Source organism: Ruegeria sp. AF5, assembly GCF_056541905.1.
On sequence record NZ_JBQFYZ010000017.1, the window covers coordinates 17,050 to 31,883 of the forward strand.

Consider the following 14,834-nt stretch of genomic DNA (forward strand, 5'->3'; position numbering starts at 1 on the left):
TTACCCTCCGATCTGACGCCAGCGACGCCCATCGCGATGCATCAGCATCAGTGCTTCTTCGGGGCCTGAACTGCCCTGATCGTACTTGGCGGGTTTGTCCCCGCGCTGTTCCCAGCCGTGAATGATGGGATCGACCCAGGCCCAGGCGGCCTCGGCCTCGTCCCCGCGCATGAACAGGGTCTGATCGCCCCGGATGACATCCATGATCAGGCGTTCATATGCGTCCGGGGATTGCGAGTCATCACCCAGCGCGTCGGCAAAGCTCATGTCCAGAGCAACATCGGACAGGCGGAACCCGCCCTGCCCCGGTTCCTTTATCGTTGTGCGCAGGGTGATGCCTTCGTCAGGTTGCAGGCGGATCACCAGCACGTTGCCATGCAACGGGCCGACATTGGGAAAGATCGTGTGTGGCGGGTCGCGGAAGAACACCGCGATTTCAGAGGCACGTGCGCGCAGGCGTTTGCCTGTGCGCAGGTAGAACGGTACCCCGGCCCAGCGCCAGTTGCCGATATGGACCTTGAGCGCAATGAAGCTTTCGGTGCGGCTGGCCGGGTTGCCAACGTGATCAAGGTATCCGTCACCGCCCTTGCCCGTGCGATACTGACCACGGGCGATATCCCCGGGTTCGACTGGTTCCAGCGCCTCGATCACCTTGACCTTCTCGTCGCGCACCGCGTTGGGAGAGAACTTTGACGGAGGTTCCATCGCGGTCAGGCACAGCAATTGCACCAGATGGTTCTGGATCATGTCCCGCATCGCGCCGGATTGATCGTAATAGGCCCCGCGCCCCTCGACCCCGACGGTTTCCGCCACGGTGATCTGCACATGGTCGACATGGGTCGAGTTCCAAAGCGGCTCGAACAGGGAATTCGCAAAGCGCAGCGCCATCAGGTTCTGCACGGTTTCCTTGCCCAGATAATGGTCGATCCGGTAAATCTGGTGTTCCTTGAAACACGCCCGCAAGCCTTCGTTCAGCGCCCTGGCCGAGGCCAGATCATGGCCGAAAGGCTTTTCGACAACGATGCGGCTGTCCGGCGTGGCCAGACCGGCGTCATGCAGGCGCTGCGCAATGCCCGAAAACAGGCTGGGACCCACTGACAGGTAAAAGGCCCGCACCACGTCGGGGCGCAGCACCTTGGACAGATCGGACCATCCGGCATCGCCCAGCGCATCCACCGGCACGTATTCAACATGGGACAGGAACCGGTCCAGCGTTTCCTTTTTGAACTTCGGTGCGAATTCCTGCATCGATGCACGGACCTGATCGCGAAACCCGTCGCTGTCGATATCCGAGCGCGCCGTGCCGATGATCCGCGCCCCATCGGGCATCTGGCCGACCTCGAACCGATGGTACAAGCCCGGCAAGATCTTACGTTGCGCCAGATCCCCGGTCGCGCCGAACAACACAAGATCGAACGGCTCTACCGGAATTACGCGTGAAACCATCACAGGCTCCTTCTCGAGTTTGCCGATATCAGTTCAGCACGGCATGAAACGGCTCTGCGGCACACTGTTACCGCTAACATTGCCTGCGTGATAGAAAGCCTGCGCGAAAAAATCAAGCATAGTTTCCCCAAAAAGCGAGGTTTTGAGGGCTATACCTGACTGCGCAGCCATTCCATCACGGCCGGACGTACGGATTGTTCGCCGCGATGGCGCGCGTCGGCGATGATTTTTCGCACCTCCATCAGGTCGCACCGCAGCAACAGGCTTTTGACCGGACCAATCGACGCCGGGCGCATAGACAGGGTGCGAATACCCATGGCCGCAAGGCACAGCGCCTCGACCGGACGGCCCGCATCCTCGCCACAGAAACTGAGCGGAGTGTCCGAAAGACCGCAGCGTTCGACAATGCGTTCCATCAGGCTCAGGAAACTGACATTCAACGTGTCATAGCGGCGGCGGACCAGTTCATTTTCGCGGTCAGCCGCAAAAAAGAACTGCTTGAGGTCATTCCCGCCGATCGAGATGAAATCGACCTCGTCAAAGAACTTTTGCGGCGCAAAGGCCAGCGATGGAGTTTCCAGCATCGCGCCGACTTCAAGCGTTTCGGGCAGAACATGGCCCAGTCGCTTTTCGCGTTCGATGGTTTTGTTCACCTCCCAGCGGGCTTCGCGATATTCCTCGGCCTGCGCGACAAAGGGGAACATGACGGTCAGCGGGCGACCATTGGCGGCGCGCAGAAGGGCCTGCAACTGCATCCGCATCACGCCGCGTTTGTCCAGACCGACTCGAATGGCGCGCCAACCCAGGGCCGGGTTGGGTTCGGCCACGTGTTTCATATAGGGCAGCACCTTGTCCGACCCGATATCGAGTGTGCGGAACACCACCCTTTTGTCGCCCGCCGCATCCAGTACCCGCTGATACTGGGTGACAAGCTCGGACCGTTTGGGCATCTGATTGCGGATCAGGAATTGCAGCTCGGTTCGGAACAGACCAACACCTTCGGCACCCGACGTTCCCAGCGACGGGAGATCGGCCATAAGGCCCGCGTTCATCACCAGATTGATGCGCGTTCCGTCGCGTGTGACACAGGGGGTTTCGCGGATCGAGGCATAGCGTTCCTGTGCCTTGGCCTGCATCGCGATCTTGTCGCGGAAGGCGCTGACCACGCTGTCTTCGGGGCGCAGATGAACAACGCCCTGATCACCGTCCACCAGCACGTGGTCGCCATTCAGCGCTTCGGTCGTGATCCGGCCCACATGGACCACCAGTGGGATTGCCAGCGCACGGGCCACAATGGTGGCGTGACTGCCGACTGAACCTTCTTCGAGGATGATCCCCTTCAGCGCCCGCCCGTATTCCAGCAGGTCACCGGGGCCGATATTGCGCGCGACCAAAATCGGATCGGGCGGCAGATCGGCGCTGTCGGTTTTTCCCTGCCCGGTCAGAATGCGCAACAAACGGTTGCTGAGATCGTCAAGATCCGCCAGCCGTTCGCGCAGGTAGGGATCAGACACCTGCCCCATCCGGGCGCGCGCCTGGGATTGTTCTTTCTCGACCGCGGCTTCGGCACTGAGCCCCAGAGCAATGTCCTCTTCCATCCGGCGCATCCAGCCTTTGGAATTGGCAAACATCCGGTAGGCTTCCAGCACCTTGAGCTGTTCGGTGTCACCATCCCGGGAAATCTCGAGCATCTTGTCGACGCCGACGCGCAGCTCTTCCACCGCCTCATTCAGTCGTTCGCGTTCCCGGTGCGGGTCTTCGGCGATCGGATTGGTGACAACCACGCGGGGTTCATGCAGCCAGACATGGCCTTCGGCAGAACCTTCCTGCGCCGGGCCGCCGCGCAATAGGACCGATTGCTGGTGCCGTGGCGACAGGGCCGCGCCTTCGCCGACAAAAGCGCCCAGTTCGGCCATTTCGGCCAGCACCATGGCCACCACTTCCAGCGCATAGATCTCGTCGGCGGAAAATTCACGCGCTTTGCGGGACTGGACAACCAGAACACCCAGTTTTTCCCCAAGGCGCTGCACCGGCACGCCGAGAAAGGACGAAAACCGCTCTTCCCCGGTTTCCGGCATATACCGGAACCCTTTTTCAGACGGCGCATCCGGGGTGTTGACCACCTTGCCGGTCTTGGCGACCCTGCCCACCAGCCCCTCGCCCATGCGCATACGGGTCTGGTGCACCGATTCAGGCGCAAGCCCCTGGGTCGCACAGAGTTCCAGGGTCTCATCATCGCGGAACAGATAGATTGAGCACACTTCGCTGCGCATGCTGTCGGCGATCAGATGAGTGATCTGATCAAGACGCTCCTGTCCAGCGGCTTCGCTGGCCATCGCCTCGCGCAACCGCCCCAGCAGCTTGCGGGATTCTGTTTCCGTGCCGTCCGCCATGGCCCAACCAATTCAGTGTGTCAGGCGAAACCCTTGGCCGATCAGCTCAGGCCGCCTTGTCCAGTTCAAAGGCATCATGCAGTGCCTGAACGGCAAGTTCCATGTATTTCCTGTCGATAAGAACGGAAATTTTGATCTCGGAGGTTGTGATGACCTTGATGTTGATCCCCTCATCCGAGAGTATCTTGAACATTTTGGCCGCGACACCCGATTGCGAGCGCATACCGATTCCCACCACCGAGACCTTGCAGACACCGGTATCGGCGACCAGTTCGGCATAGTTGAGCTCGCCCTTGTCCTTGATCGCCAGCAGCGCTTTTTCGGCACGAACCACCTGATCGGTGGGGCACGAGAAGGTCATGTCCGTGCGCCCCTCGTCCGAGATGTTCTGCACGATCATGTCGACATTGACGCCCTCATCGCTGAGCGCGGTGAAGATGGTCGAGGCGATACCGGGACGGTCCGCCACCGAAACGACGGTCATCTTGGCCTCGTCACGGGAATAGGCCACACCGGCCACAACATTGGATTCCATGATATCCTCCTCGTCAACGACCAGCGTACCGGCCTCGTCGGATTGTTCTTCGAAACTTGAAAGAACGCGCAGTTTTACTTTGTAGCGCATTGCCAGCTCGACCGAGCGGGTCTGCAGCACCTTGGCGCCCAGCGACGCCAGTTCGAGCATTTCCTCGAACGAGATCCTGTCCAGCTTGCGCGCCTTTTCGCAGATGCGCGGATCGGTAGTATAGACGCCGTCCACGTCGGTATAGATGTCGCAGCGTTCCGCACCAAACGCGGCGGCAAAAGCCACGGCAGTGGTGTCAGAGCCACCCCGGCCCAGCGTGGTGATGCGGCCTTCGGGGCTGAGCCCCTGAAACCCGGCCACAACGGCCACTTTCATGCCTTCGCCGAATTTCTGGTTGATGTTCGTGGTCGGGATGTCTTCGATCCGGGCCTGGCTGTGCGCGCTGGTTGTCAGCAGCGGCACTTGCCAGCCCTGCCAGCTGCGCGCAGGAACATCCATTTCCTGCAATGTCAGCGCCATCAGGCCAGCGGTAACGTTTTCGCCCGAAGATACCACAGCATCGTATTCACGTGCATCAAACAGCGGCGAGGTCTCGTTCACCCAGCCCACCAGCTCGTTGGTTTTGCCCGACATGGCCGAGACGATGACGATCACGTCATAGCCCTTGGCAACTTCGACACCGATGCGCTTGGCAGCACGGCGGATGCGGTCCAGGTTGGCGACCGAAGTGCCGCCGAATTTCATAACGAGTACGGGCATGGGGGCAAATGTCTCCGCGCCTTGGATTAGAGGTCCCGAGCCTCATAAGCGAGGGGCACCCCAAGAGCAAGAGCGCAAACAGGACCCGCCTGTGGCACAGGGCCGCTTTACATTGCGCAGGTGCGGTGTCAGCCTGCGAGTAACAACCAAATCAAGAGGTTCCCCATGTTTCGCCTAGCCCTTGCCGTTACTTTGTTGTCGTCGCCTGCATTGGCGCAGGTTGCCAGTGTGGCCGGCACGGACGGAAAGAATGCACTGGGCAAGGTGCCCTGCGCCGCAAATGCCGGTGACCCGATGCAAAGCTGCAATGCAGAACTGCGCCGCCATGATGACGGCACAACGACGCTGGCCGTGGCTTTGGGGGGTGGCAAGGTGCGCAACATCTATTTCAAGGATGGTGCGCCGGAGTCCAGCAGCTCGACCTCGAAGATGACTTATGAAACGCTGGGCGACGTGCTTGTGGTCTATATTGAACCCGGTGAGGTCTATGAAATTCCCAAAGCGGCGCTGACCGGTCAGTAAGCGTGCGCCTGCCCGTCATAGGTTTCAAAACAGCCGGTAGAGCTGATTGACAGGGCCTCAAAGCGTTCCATCAGGCCCGAAACGGCCTGATCGACATCAATATCGGCGGCCGCGCCGCCCATGTCGGTTTGCACCCAGCCCGGATGATAGATACCCACGGCGATCCCGTCGGCTTTCAGATCCGTCGCCAGATTCCGCCCCAGGTTCAACGCCGCCGCCTTGGAGGCGCGGTAGATATAGCTGCCCCCCGGTGCCCGCGTATGGGACGCCATCTGCGACGAGATGATCGCGACCTTGCCGCCTGCGGCGCGCAGATTGGGCAACAAGGCCTGAACGGTCAGGAAAACGCCGGTCACGTTGGTGGCAAAGCTTTGCGCCCACATTTCGGCGGGGTAGTCGTTGATCGTGTGCCCCTTGTCCAGATAGACCCCGGCATTGCAGATCAGAAGATCAACGGGCTGGTCTTTCAGCTGTTCGGCCATTGCTGCCTGTTGGGCCGGGTCCGACACGTCCAGACAGACCTGTGCACTGCCATCGCGTGCGGTTCCGGTAACCGCGTCACCGCGGGTGTCGTAGCGCGTGGCAAGGGCGCGGCCGATACCGCGATTGGCACCGGTGATCACGACATGCATGGATCAGTTGGTCTTTCTGCTGGGCAGAAACGGCAGCGGTGCCACCGGCACGCCATCTTCGATCAGCGATTTCGCCTCATCCGGTCTGGCTTCACCATAGATCGAACGCTCTGGCGCCTCTCCCAGATGCATCTTGCGCGCTTCGCTTGCAAAATCCTTGCCAACGTAGTCCGAGTTCTTTTCGACATGGCGGCGTATTTCGGCCAGAACTTTCTCGATCTCGGGCGAAGGGGTGGCGACGTTGATCTGTTCATTGGATGCAGGCGCGTTTTCGGGCTTTCCCTGCGCATTCCGGGCCGGTCGGACACGCGGTGTCATGATCGCCTTCGCAACCTGCGTACATCCGCAGATCGCGCAGGTCACCATCTTGGCAGAGGCCAGCTTGTCAAAGGCTTCTGCGGATTGAAACCAGCTGTCGAATGTGTGGCCTTCACTGCATTTCAACGCGTATTGAATCATGTTCAGTCCAAAATTACGATTGGCGAATAGATACCGACCAGACTGACAATATCAAGCCTCTCTGGCGCTATCTTAATGCGTATGGGTCTTAAAGTCGCGTAACAATTCGGCAAGCTCGGGTGATCTGACCTTTTGGGCCGCGCATTCAGGTGCAAACCACTTGCGCCTGCGCTCGTGCTTTTCGGGGAAGTCCTGCGACATTACCTGTACATGCAGCGCAAAAACATCGACCAGAATCAAGGTCGGGGGCTGATTTGGGTGGTGCTTGACGTGCAGAAACTGCCCCAGCCCCGCTTTGCTGCATCGCCCCGTCACGCCCGCTTCTTCCCAGGCCTCCTGCACTGCGGTTTCCGATGGGGTCAGGCCGGGGATGAGCCACCCTTTGGGGACAATCCACCGCTGGGCCCGGCGTGTCGTGATCAGCAACACCTCTGGATGGCCACGCCGTATCCGGTAACACAGGGCAGAGGATTGCCGCAAAACAGGGTGTTCCGCAGTCTCAGCCAATTCACGCAGTACCGGTCTTGCATTCATTGCGCGACGCACCTTTTGTTCGGGCAAAGGACCCGTTGGCGTTATAGGCCCGCAGGACACGCCTATTTAGCGCCCTTCCCTTGAAAAACTACCATATGAAGTGGTGTCCGCCAAGTCCGGCGTGATGGCGCATTTGTTGATCACATACGGGCTGACAGCTGTTTCACCAGCTCGTCATGCGGGATATCGGCATCAACCGCCAATCTTCGCAGGCCGAAATGCACGCGCGCGATTTGCTGGTAATAGCGCGAATAGACATAGTTCGTTCCACCACCGGCCAACGCGCCGAGCACCGGGACGGACTGTGCCGCCAGTTTTTGCCCCAGCACGATTGAAAAGCGTGGTGCCACTGCAGCAATCAGACGCTGCATGGCCGGACCCGTCAGTGTCAGGCGCACCGAGAAAAAGCCAAGATCCGCACCGTCATCATGCGACAGCGGGCCCGATGCGGACAAAACCCGCACACAGTCGAACTTTACGTTCTCGGCGGACGGGTCGAAACCTTCGCGCGCGGCGGCCCCCTGAATGGCGCGCAACAGCATGGCGGTTGTTGCAGGCAGCTCCATCAGGGCTGTTGATACACCGCCCAGCCCGCCGGCCGCGCCCATGGCCGTGGCAAGCGCGGTATTGACCCAGGGCTGCTGATCAGGGATCGCACGCCGGGACCCCTGAGCCGCGTGCATCGCAAGCCACAGCGCCTGCTCGGTAGCCCCTGTCAGGCCGTTCCGAACCGGATCGGGCAATTGCTCGAGCAGGGACTCGGCTGATCCGCCCAGCTTGTTCAGCAGTTTGACACCAGCCCCTCCGGCAGATCGGTAATAACCCGCCAAACGATCCAGTTCAGCGTCGGCATCCACGTTTTCGACAAGAACCACGTTCTGCATGTGCGTCCTCCTGCCTATCAACATCGGCGTTAAGCCACGCCGATTCAATAGGTCAGCGGGTCCAGCGGGTGACAGCCCCCTGAACTCCGGACCAGACACCAGGCATCAGTTCCAGCCCCAAAACCCGGTCCGGGTTGGTGGGCGGCGGCATCTCGACACCTTGCAGCCGCGCAAAACCAAATCGCCTGTAATAGGGTTCGTCACCGACCAGCATGACCCGCTGCCACCCGCGCTTACGCCCGGCTTCGACACCGGCATGGATCAGATAACCGCCCAGACCCTCGCCCTGGTGGGTTGGGTGTACGGCAACCGGGCCTAGCAGCAATGCGTCGTGTTCACCGACATGGACCGGCCAGAAGCGGATCGCCCCGGCCAGAATGCCCTGACCGTCGCGCGCGACCAGTGACAGGTCAGAAACCGGCGGCACATCATCGCGCAACCGGTAGGACGACAACGCCTCACGGCCCGGCGCAAAGCACAGGTCATAGAGGGCTTCGACCTCCCACCAATCGTCCGGCTCTTCTGGCCTGATCCCGAATTGCTGCACACCCGCCCTCGTTTCCTTGCTGGAAATCGCCCTAGCACTTCGCTACGCCTTGGGCAAACGCTTGGAGATATGATGTTCTACCGCCCCGAAGACGGCCACGGCCTGCCGCACAACCCGTTCAACGCCATTATCACGCCACGCCCGATCGGCTGGATATCGACCCGTGATGCGGATGGGATCAACAATCTGGCACCCTATTCCTTTTTCAACGGGGTTGCTTACACACCGCCGCAAGTAATGTTTGCCACAACCGGCACGAAACACGATCAGATCGGCGGCAAGGACAGTATCGCCAATATCGAGGCGACAGGTGTATTCTGCGTGAATGTCGTGGCCCTTGCGCATCAGGATGCGATGAACGCCAGCTCGGCCAGCCTTCCCAAGGAGGTGGACGAGTTTGCCCATGCCGGATTAACCCCGGTCGAATGTGAAACCATACCCTGCGCCCGCGTACAAGGCGCCCCGGCAGCACTGGAATGCAAGTTGACCCAGATCGTCACTCTGCCGGGCGCGGCCAACCGCGTCGTGTTCGGCGAAGTAACAGGCGTGCATCTGCTCGACGACCACATCCGAGAGGGCAAGTTCGACGTAACCTCGTTCAAACCTCTGGCGCGGCTTGGGTACCGGGACTATTCGGTCGTGTCCGAGCTGTTCTCGCTCAGTCGCCCGGATGATTGAGGGTGTCGGGGGCTCTGCCCCCACCGCCCGTTCCGGGCGGCTCCCCCGGGATATTTTTTGGCCAGATGAAGCAGGGATCCTTCATTCATCTGGCTTCAAATATCCCGGAGCGCGAGGCAGAGCCTCGCAAATGGATCAGTGGCCGCCCAGAATGCCGGTACGGACCGAGTAATCGACGGCAAGTTCGTAATCCGGGTCATCGTCACTGTCGACCATCAGGTGGCCTGCCTTGTTCAACAGCTTGTGACAATCCCGGCTCAGGTGGCGCAACATGACGCGTTTACCTGCTGCCTCGTATTTGGCCGCGATATTTTCGATGGCTTGCAACGCCGACTGGTCCACCACACGGCTTTCAGCGAAATCGACGATGACGGTTTCCGGGTCATTCGGCACATCGAAGAGTTCGATAAAGCCATCCGATGACCCAAAGAACAGCGGCCCCTGGATTTCATAGACCTTCGCCCCTTTTTCGGTCGCGGACTCACGGGTGACGGCGTGGATGCGCTTGGCGTTGTTCCAAGCGTAGGCCAGAGCCGACACGATGACACCGACCACAACAGCAACCGCGAGGTCTTCCATCACTGTCACGACGGTGACCAGAACGATGACAAAAGCGTCAGTCAGTGGAACCTTGCGCAGGATCTTGAACGAGTTCCACGCAAAGGTGCCGATGACCACCATGAACATCACCCCAACCAGCGCGGCCAGCGGGATCTGCTCGATCAGCGGTGAGGCAAACAGGATGAAGGTCAGCAAAAACAGCGCCGCAGCGATCCCGGCGATACGGGTCCGGCCACCGGATTTCACGTTGATCATCGACTGACCGATCATCGCGCAGCCACCCATGCCTCCGAAAAAGCCGGTCACGATATTCGACGCACCCTGGGCGATACATTCCTGAGACGCCCCGCCGCGCTTGCCGGTAATCTCGCCCACAAGGTTCAGGGTCAGAAGGGATTCAATCAGGCCAATCGCGGCCAGAATGACAGCGTAGGGCAGGATGATCTCGAGCGTGCCCCAGTTCAGCGGAACCATCGGGATGTGGAAGGCAGGCAGACCACCTTCGATCGAGGCCAGATCACCGACGCGTGGGACATCCAGCCCCAGACCGATCACCAGCGCAGCGACAACCAGAATACCGGCCAGAGGCGCAGGAATGATGCGCGTGATGCGCGGCACCGCCCAGATCACCGCCATGGTCAGTGCCACAAGGCCCAGCATGGTGTATAGCTGCGCACCGGAGAGCCATTCTCCACCACCCATGCCGTGACCGGTGTTTTCCATGGTACCCGGCACCTTGAACTGGCCCATCTGGGCCAGAAAGATCACGATGGCCAGGCCATTCACAAAACCCAGCATCACCGGGTGCGGCACCAGTCGGATGAAGCGGCCCCAATGCATCGCCCCGGCGATAACCTGGAGGATCCCCATCAGAACCACCGTCGCGAACAGGTATTCGACCCCATGTTCGGCCACCAAAGCCACCATGACGACCGCCAGCGCGCCCGTCGCGCCCGAGATCATGCCGGGTCGTCCGCCGATCAGCGCGGTGATGAGCCCCACAAGGAAAGCGGCATATAGGCCCACCAGCGGGTGCACGCCAGCCACAAAGGCAAAGGCCACGGCCTCGGGCACCAGTGCGAGGGCCACGGTCAGGCCGGACAGCAGCTCGATCCGCAGGCGAGAGAAGGTCAGCCCCTCATCCGGCACCCAGCGCAGATCGGGTATGGCGATACGGTTGGCAAAACTTGCCAGCAAGGCTCGGGGCATTGGACAGTCCTAAAGGATTTTATGTTCGCGCGAAGGGGTCGTTGTAGCGGGCGCGCCGCTGTTAAGCCACCGCAGGAGGTGGGATGCAGCCATGCGCACAGCGCATAACTCGCCTCTCGGCAACGTGATTTGCGGCACCCGGATCAAGCACCCAAATGTGAGTTCATGCGTTGGATTGCCCTTATATTTCTATCGGCCCTGCCCGCCTTTGCGCAGGACTTGCAAGGGAATGACACGGCTGGAAACTGGCGTGTCACGCACCATGAAATTTTCGGCATCTGGAATTCGATTTGTGACGAGCGTGAGGAAGCCGGTACTTTGGTGCAGCGCTGCTACATAAGGCGCGCCGAGGTGTTTTCCTTGCGTCCGAAATTTGCGGCGCAATTCATGTTCATCACACCTGAATCAGATGGTTTCAAAATCGAGTTCGGGATTGAGCCCGGCACCTTCTTCAGCCCTTCTGGATTCCGCATAGAGAAAGATCAGGATGTGATCTGGCGCACGCGGCGCCCCGGGTGCCTGACAGGGTTAAGCTGCACATTCGAGGATCATCGCGCCGACAGCCTGCTGGATGCCATGCTGAACGGGGATGCGTATCGTTTTGAGTTTCGTGACAGGCATGGTCAATCGCAGGACCTGACGTGGCCGCTGGATGAGTTTGGAGCCGCGTGGGCGGATTTCAATACGCAATCTCAACAGCGTAACCTGCTGGCGAAACAGGAATAGACCTCTTGTCAATTTCAGGCCGAACCCGCACAAATTCAATATCAGTATTTCAGGCGGAGCAGGACAGTGACCCAAACCAGGATTGCCGTTATCGGCGGATCAGGCATCTATGACATCGATGGGCTGGAAAATGCGGAATGGGTCAGTGTCGATACCCCTTGGGGGGCGCCCTCGGATCAGATTCTGACCGGGTCGCTGGACGGTGTCGCAATGGCCTTTCTGCCGCGCCATGGGCGCGGGCATGTGCATTCACCGACCGATGTGCCCTATCGCGCCAATATCGACGCGCTGAAACGGCTTGGTGTGACGGATGTGATCTCGGTCTCGGCCTGCGGGTCGTTTCGCGAACACATGGCACCGGGTGACTTTGTCATCGTCGATCAGTTCATCGACCGGACATTTGCGCGCGACAAGAGCTTTTTCGGAACAGGCTGCGTCGCCCATGTCAGCGTTGCGCACCCGACCTGCCCGCGCCTGTCGGACGCCTGTGAGACCGCAGGCAAGGCTGCCGGTATCACGATCCATCGCGGCGGCACCTATCTGGCGATGGAAGGGCCGCAGTTTTCGTCTCTGGCGGAATCGAAGATGTATCGCGAGCAATGGGGCTGCGACGTGATCGGGATGACCAACATGCCCGAAGCCAAGCTCGCCCGCGAAGCCGAGCTTTGTTATGCCTCAATCGCGATGGTCACCGATTTTGACAGCTGGCACCCGGATCATGGCGAGGTGGATGTGACCACCATCATTGCGACCCTGACCGGCAATGCCGACAAGGGCCGTGCACTGGTCAAAGGCCTTCCCGTCCTGTTGGGGACTGACCACGCGCCCTGTCCGCATGGCTGTGACCGGGCGCTAGAATATGCCATCCTCACCGCGCCCGAAAAGCGCGATCCGGTGCTGCTGGCCAAACTGGACGCGGTGGCGGGGCGGATTCTCTAGGTTCCGCGCGACGCATCAGGCATCATCGCCGCCAGCAGTTCGGGTTCCCGGATCACGTTATGCAAGCGTCCAAGCATGACATCGACCCTGCGCCCGTAACTGTCCGGGCACAGGGGATGCGGGTTCTTTCTGCCGGATACTCGCCGCAAGAATGCGACGGTTGTGAAGGATCGCACTGGTATCAGTTTTCGTGCAAGTCTGGGCCTGATCGGACTGCTTTGGCGGGCCCGAAAGCTGGTCGCCATGAAAATTGTCAAGCACCGGTAGTTTGGCTATAGCGATACCAAAGGAACGTATTGCGAGCTGACCCTTATGTCTCTGGAACTCTGGCTGGCCTTTGTTGCCGCATCCACCGCCTTGCTGCTGATCCCGGGCCCGACCGTGCTGTTGGTGCTGAGCTATGCGCTGTCCAAGGGGCGCAGCGTTGCCGTGGCCTCGGCCACGGGGGTCGCTGTGGGGGATCTTGTGGCGATGACCGCATCTTTGTTGGGGCTAGGCGCGCTTGTTCTGGCCTCGGCCACCTTGTTTTCCGTCCTCAAATGGGTCGGTGCGGCCTATCTGGTCTGGCTTGGGGTTAAACTGCTGCGCAGCGCCCCGGCAAGTGGTCTGGGAACGGTCGCGACCGGGCGGGATGTCACCCCCGGCAGCGTGTTTGGACATGCGGCCGCAGTCACGGCACTGAACCCGAAATCTATCGCCTTTTTCATCGCCTTTGTGCCGCAGTTCCTGCGCCCGGCTGAACCACTGGGGCCGCAATTTGCCATCCTGATTGCCACTTTTGTCGGACTGGCCTGGCTGAATGCGCTGGCTTATGCGTTGCTGGCCGACCGGCTGCGGCGTCTGATTGGCCGTGCCAGCGTGATCACCGGCATGACGCGGTTTGGCGGGCTGACTCTGATCGGGATGGGTTTCGCCACGGCAGTTCTGCGCCGCCCGGCCTGACCCCTTTTTCAGTTTTCGGCGTTTTCCTTCATGAACCCGCGGATAAACCGGCGGATTTCGCGGGCAGCTGATGTATCCAGCTCTCTGCACAACTCGACAAACGCGTCGCGCTCATCCTTGTCCAGACGCAGAACCAGCTGGCTGTTTTTCTTCGTCGATCCCTTGCCGTCTTTCTTTGGCACGCGCGTTGCTCCTAGCAAATGCTTGTTAATTCAGGAGATGCATTGTGTATACATAGCATAGTGATTGTCGTTATCGAGCACTTAACAGCACCGGAACGGAAATGGCAATGAACCTTCAAACCGTCTGGGGCCTTTCTTTTGCGAGATCAACGCAAATGCACAAGCCGCACCTGTCTTGGCCACCTGCCACGCTTCACCGGTATTACGGATTGCCCAAGGCTGTGGTTTCGTGCCGCTGGTGATCGTGCGAATGAATTGTTCCTTGCATGGCTAACCCTCTTGGGCCAAACACGTTTTGGTATTTGAAGCGGAAAAGGGTTGGTTCATGTCAAGGAACAAGACTGTCAAAGACTACATCCGGACGATTGTCGACTTTCCGCATGAAGGAATTCTGTTTCGCGATGTGACGACGCTGTTTGCCGATCCGCGCGGATTTCGGATGGCCATTGACCAGATGCTGCACCCCTATGCCGGGGAACGCATCGACAAGGTTGTCGGCCTCGAGGCGCGGGGCTTTATCCTTGGGGGGGCGATTGCGCATCAGCTGAGCCTGGGCTTCGTGCCGATCCGCAAGAAAGGCAAGCTGCCCGGCACAACGATCAGCCAGGACTACAAGCTGGAATATGGTGAAGCGATCGTCGAGATCCACGATGACGCCATCCAGCCAGGCGAAAAAATCCTTGTCGTTGACGACCTTCTGGCCACAGGCGGCACTGCGGCGGCGGGCATCAAACTGATCGAGCGTTTGGGCGGTGAGATCGTCTCATGCGCGTTCATTATCGACCTGCCTGACCTCGGCGGGCGCAAAGTATTGGAAGATATGGGCATGGACGTGCATGTCCTGTGCGAATTCGAAGGGCTTTAACGCGGCAACCTTCGGATTTCTTAACAAGAG

17 protein-coding genes are annotated in these 14,834 nt (G+C 59.9%); 6 read left to right on the forward strand and 11 right to left on the reverse strand.

Annotated elements, in window-relative coordinates:
• From zwf to ACR0DS_RS17350, 3 genes are all read right to left on the reverse strand, one after another.
• Window positions 1–1,446: a glucose-6-phosphate dehydrogenase gene (gene zwf / locus ACR0DS_RS17340; protein ID WP_480560363.1), complete on the reverse strand. Its 1,446-nt coding sequence runs from the start codon at window positions 1,444–1,446 to the stop codon at window positions 1–3.
• A gap of 149 nt (window positions 1,447–1,595) precedes the next feature.
• On the reverse strand, window positions 1,596–3,839 hold the full coding sequence (gene ptsP / locus ACR0DS_RS17345; protein ID WP_480560365.1) for a phosphoenolpyruvate--protein phosphotransferase: 2,244 nt from the start codon (window positions 3,837–3,839) through the stop codon (window positions 1,596–1,598).
• Between the two features lie 46 nt (window positions 3,840–3,885).
• Window positions 3,886–5,124, reverse strand: a complete 1,239-nt coding sequence (locus ACR0DS_RS17350) for an aspartate kinase (RefSeq protein ID WP_480488466.1) — start codon at window positions 5,122–5,124, stop codon at window positions 3,886–3,888.
• Between the two features lie 165 nt (window positions 5,125–5,289).
• On the opposite strand from ACR0DS_RS17350, the gene ACR0DS_RS17355 reads away from it, so the two are divergent.
• Window positions 5,290–5,646 carry a hypothetical protein gene (locus ACR0DS_RS17355; RefSeq protein ID WP_480488468.1) on the forward strand — a complete coding sequence of 119 codons (357 nt, stop codon included), beginning with the start codon at window positions 5,290–5,292 and terminating at the stop codon, window positions 5,644–5,646.
• On the opposite strand, the gene ACR0DS_RS17360 is transcribed toward ACR0DS_RS17355, so the two are convergent.
• From ACR0DS_RS17360 to ACR0DS_RS17380, 5 genes are all read right to left on the reverse strand, one after another.
• Entirely contained in the window at window positions 5,640–6,278 is a 639-nt protein-coding gene (locus tag ACR0DS_RS17360; RefSeq protein ID WP_480560367.1) for an SDR family NAD(P)-dependent oxidoreductase, read from the reverse strand. The genes ACR0DS_RS17355 and ACR0DS_RS17360 overlap by 7 nt on opposite strands.
• 3 nt (window positions 6,279–6,281) lie before the next feature.
• The gene (locus ACR0DS_RS17365; protein ID WP_480546425.1) at window positions 6,282–6,737 is read right to left on the reverse strand and encodes a DUF1178 family protein; all 456 of its coding nucleotides are present in this window, start codon (window positions 6,735–6,737) and stop codon (window positions 6,282–6,284) included.
• A 72-nt stretch (window positions 6,738–6,809) separates the two neighbouring features.
• A complete protein-coding gene (locus ACR0DS_RS17370) occupies window positions 6,810–7,271 on the reverse strand; it encodes an NUDIX hydrolase (protein ID WP_480560369.1) in 462 nt (153 codons plus the stop codon).
• 140 nt (window positions 7,272–7,411) lie between these two features.
• Window positions 7,412–8,155, reverse strand: a complete 744-nt coding sequence (locus tag ACR0DS_RS17375) for an EcsC family protein (protein ID WP_480484390.1) — start codon at window positions 8,153–8,155, stop codon at window positions 7,412–7,414.
• A 52-nt stretch (window positions 8,156–8,207) separates the two neighbouring features.
• Window positions 8,208–8,702 (reverse strand): GNAT family N-acetyltransferase, encoded by a 495-nt coding sequence (locus ACR0DS_RS17380; protein ID WP_267363076.1) that lies wholly within the window; start codon window positions 8,700–8,702, stop codon window positions 8,208–8,210.
• A 72-nt stretch (window positions 8,703–8,774) separates the two neighbouring features.
• Between ACR0DS_RS17380 and ACR0DS_RS17385 the strand changes: the two genes are divergently transcribed.
• Entirely contained in the window at window positions 8,775–9,380 is a 606-nt protein-coding gene (locus tag ACR0DS_RS17385) for a flavin reductase family protein (protein ID WP_480484413.1), read from the forward strand.
• A gap of 135 nt (window positions 9,381–9,515) precedes the next feature.
• Here ACR0DS_RS17385 and ACR0DS_RS17390 read toward each other — a convergent pair whose 3' ends face one another.
• Window positions 9,516–11,150: a SulP family inorganic anion transporter gene (locus tag ACR0DS_RS17390; protein WP_480560371.1), complete on the reverse strand. Its 1,635-nt coding sequence runs from the start codon at window positions 11,148–11,150 to the stop codon at window positions 9,516–9,518.
• 165 nt (window positions 11,151–11,315) lie between these two features.
• On the opposite strand from ACR0DS_RS17390, the gene ACR0DS_RS17395 reads away from it, so the two are divergent.
• Window positions 11,316–11,876 (forward strand): invasion associated locus B family protein, encoded by a 561-nt coding sequence (locus ACR0DS_RS17395; RefSeq protein WP_480560373.1) that lies wholly within the window; start codon window positions 11,316–11,318, stop codon window positions 11,874–11,876.
• A gap of 66 nt (window positions 11,877–11,942) precedes the next feature.
• Entirely contained in the window at window positions 11,943–12,815 is an 873-nt protein-coding gene (locus ACR0DS_RS17400) for an S-methyl-5'-thioadenosine phosphorylase (RefSeq protein WP_480560375.1), read from the forward strand.
• On the opposite strand, the gene ACR0DS_RS17405 is transcribed toward ACR0DS_RS17400, so the two are convergent.
• Window positions 12,812–12,991, reverse strand: coding sequence for a hypothetical protein (locus tag ACR0DS_RS17405; protein ID WP_480484386.1), 180 nt, complete (start codon window positions 12,989–12,991; stop codon window positions 12,812–12,814). The genes ACR0DS_RS17400 and ACR0DS_RS17405 overlap by 4 nt on opposite strands.
• A gap of 136 nt (window positions 12,992–13,127) precedes the next feature.
• On the opposite strand from ACR0DS_RS17405, the gene ACR0DS_RS17410 reads away from it, so the two are divergent.
• Complete coding sequence (locus ACR0DS_RS17410; protein WP_480560377.1) at window positions 13,128–13,757, forward strand: LysE family translocator; 630 nt, start codon at window positions 13,128–13,130, stop codon at window positions 13,755–13,757.
• An 8-nt stretch (window positions 13,758–13,765) separates the two neighbouring features.
• Here ACR0DS_RS17410 and ACR0DS_RS17415 read toward each other — a convergent pair whose 3' ends face one another.
• Entirely contained in the window at window positions 13,766–13,939 is a 174-nt protein-coding gene (locus ACR0DS_RS17415) for a hypothetical protein (protein ID WP_209505622.1), read from the reverse strand.
• Window positions 13,940–14,264: 325 nt separating this feature from the next.
• Here ACR0DS_RS17415 and ACR0DS_RS17420 point away from each other — a divergent pair, with 325 nt between their 5' ends.
• Entirely contained in the window at window positions 14,265–14,804 is a 540-nt protein-coding gene (locus ACR0DS_RS17420) for an adenine phosphoribosyltransferase (RefSeq protein WP_209505620.1), read from the forward strand.
• Window positions 14,805–14,834 lie beyond the last annotated feature (30 nt).

Coding starts and splice junctions, on each gene's coding strand:
- ACR0DS_RS17360 (WP_480560367.1), bottom strand. CDS start 6,278: ATGCATGTCGTGATCACCGGTGCCAATCGCGGTATCGGCCGCGCCCTT.
- zwf (WP_480560363.1), bottom strand. CDS start 1,446: ATGGTTTCACGCGTAATTCCGGTAGAGCCGTTCGATCTTGTGTTGTTC.
- ACR0DS_RS17420 (WP_209505620.1), top strand. CDS start 14,265: ATGTCAAGGAACAAGACTGTCAAAGACTACATCCGGACGATTGTCGAC.
- ACR0DS_RS17355 (WP_480488468.1), top strand. CDS start 5,290: ATGTTTCGCCTAGCCCTTGCCGTTACTTTGTTGTCGTCGCCTGCATTG.
- ACR0DS_RS17410 (WP_480560377.1), top strand. CDS start 13,128: ATGTCTCTGGAACTCTGGCTGGCCTTTGTTGCCGCATCCACCGCCTTG.
- ACR0DS_RS17365 (WP_480546425.1), bottom strand. CDS start 6,737: ATGATTCAATACGCGTTGAAATGCAGTGAAGGCCACACATTCGACAGC.
- ACR0DS_RS17375 (WP_480484390.1), bottom strand. CDS start 8,155: ATGCAGAACGTGGTTCTTGTCGAAAACGTGGATGCCGACGCTGAACTG.
- ACR0DS_RS17350 (WP_480488466.1), bottom strand. CDS start 5,124: ATGCCCGTACTCGTTATGAAATTCGGCGGCACTTCGGTCGCCAACCTG.
- ACR0DS_RS17370 (WP_480560369.1), bottom strand. CDS start 7,271: ATGAATGCAAGACCGGTACTGCGTGAATTGGCTGAGACTGCGGAACAC.
- ACR0DS_RS17385 (WP_480484413.1), top strand. CDS start 8,775: ATGTTCTACCGCCCCGAAGACGGCCACGGCCTGCCGCACAACCCGTTC.
- ACR0DS_RS17390 (WP_480560371.1), bottom strand. CDS start 11,150: ATGCCCCGAGCCTTGCTGGCAAGTTTTGCCAACCGTATCGCCATACCC.
- ptsP (WP_480560365.1), bottom strand. CDS start 3,839: ATGGCGGACGGCACGGAAACAGAATCCCGCAAGCTGCTGGGGCGGTTG.
- ACR0DS_RS17395 (WP_480560373.1), top strand. CDS start 11,316: ATGCGTTGGATTGCCCTTATATTTCTATCGGCCCTGCCCGCCTTTGCG.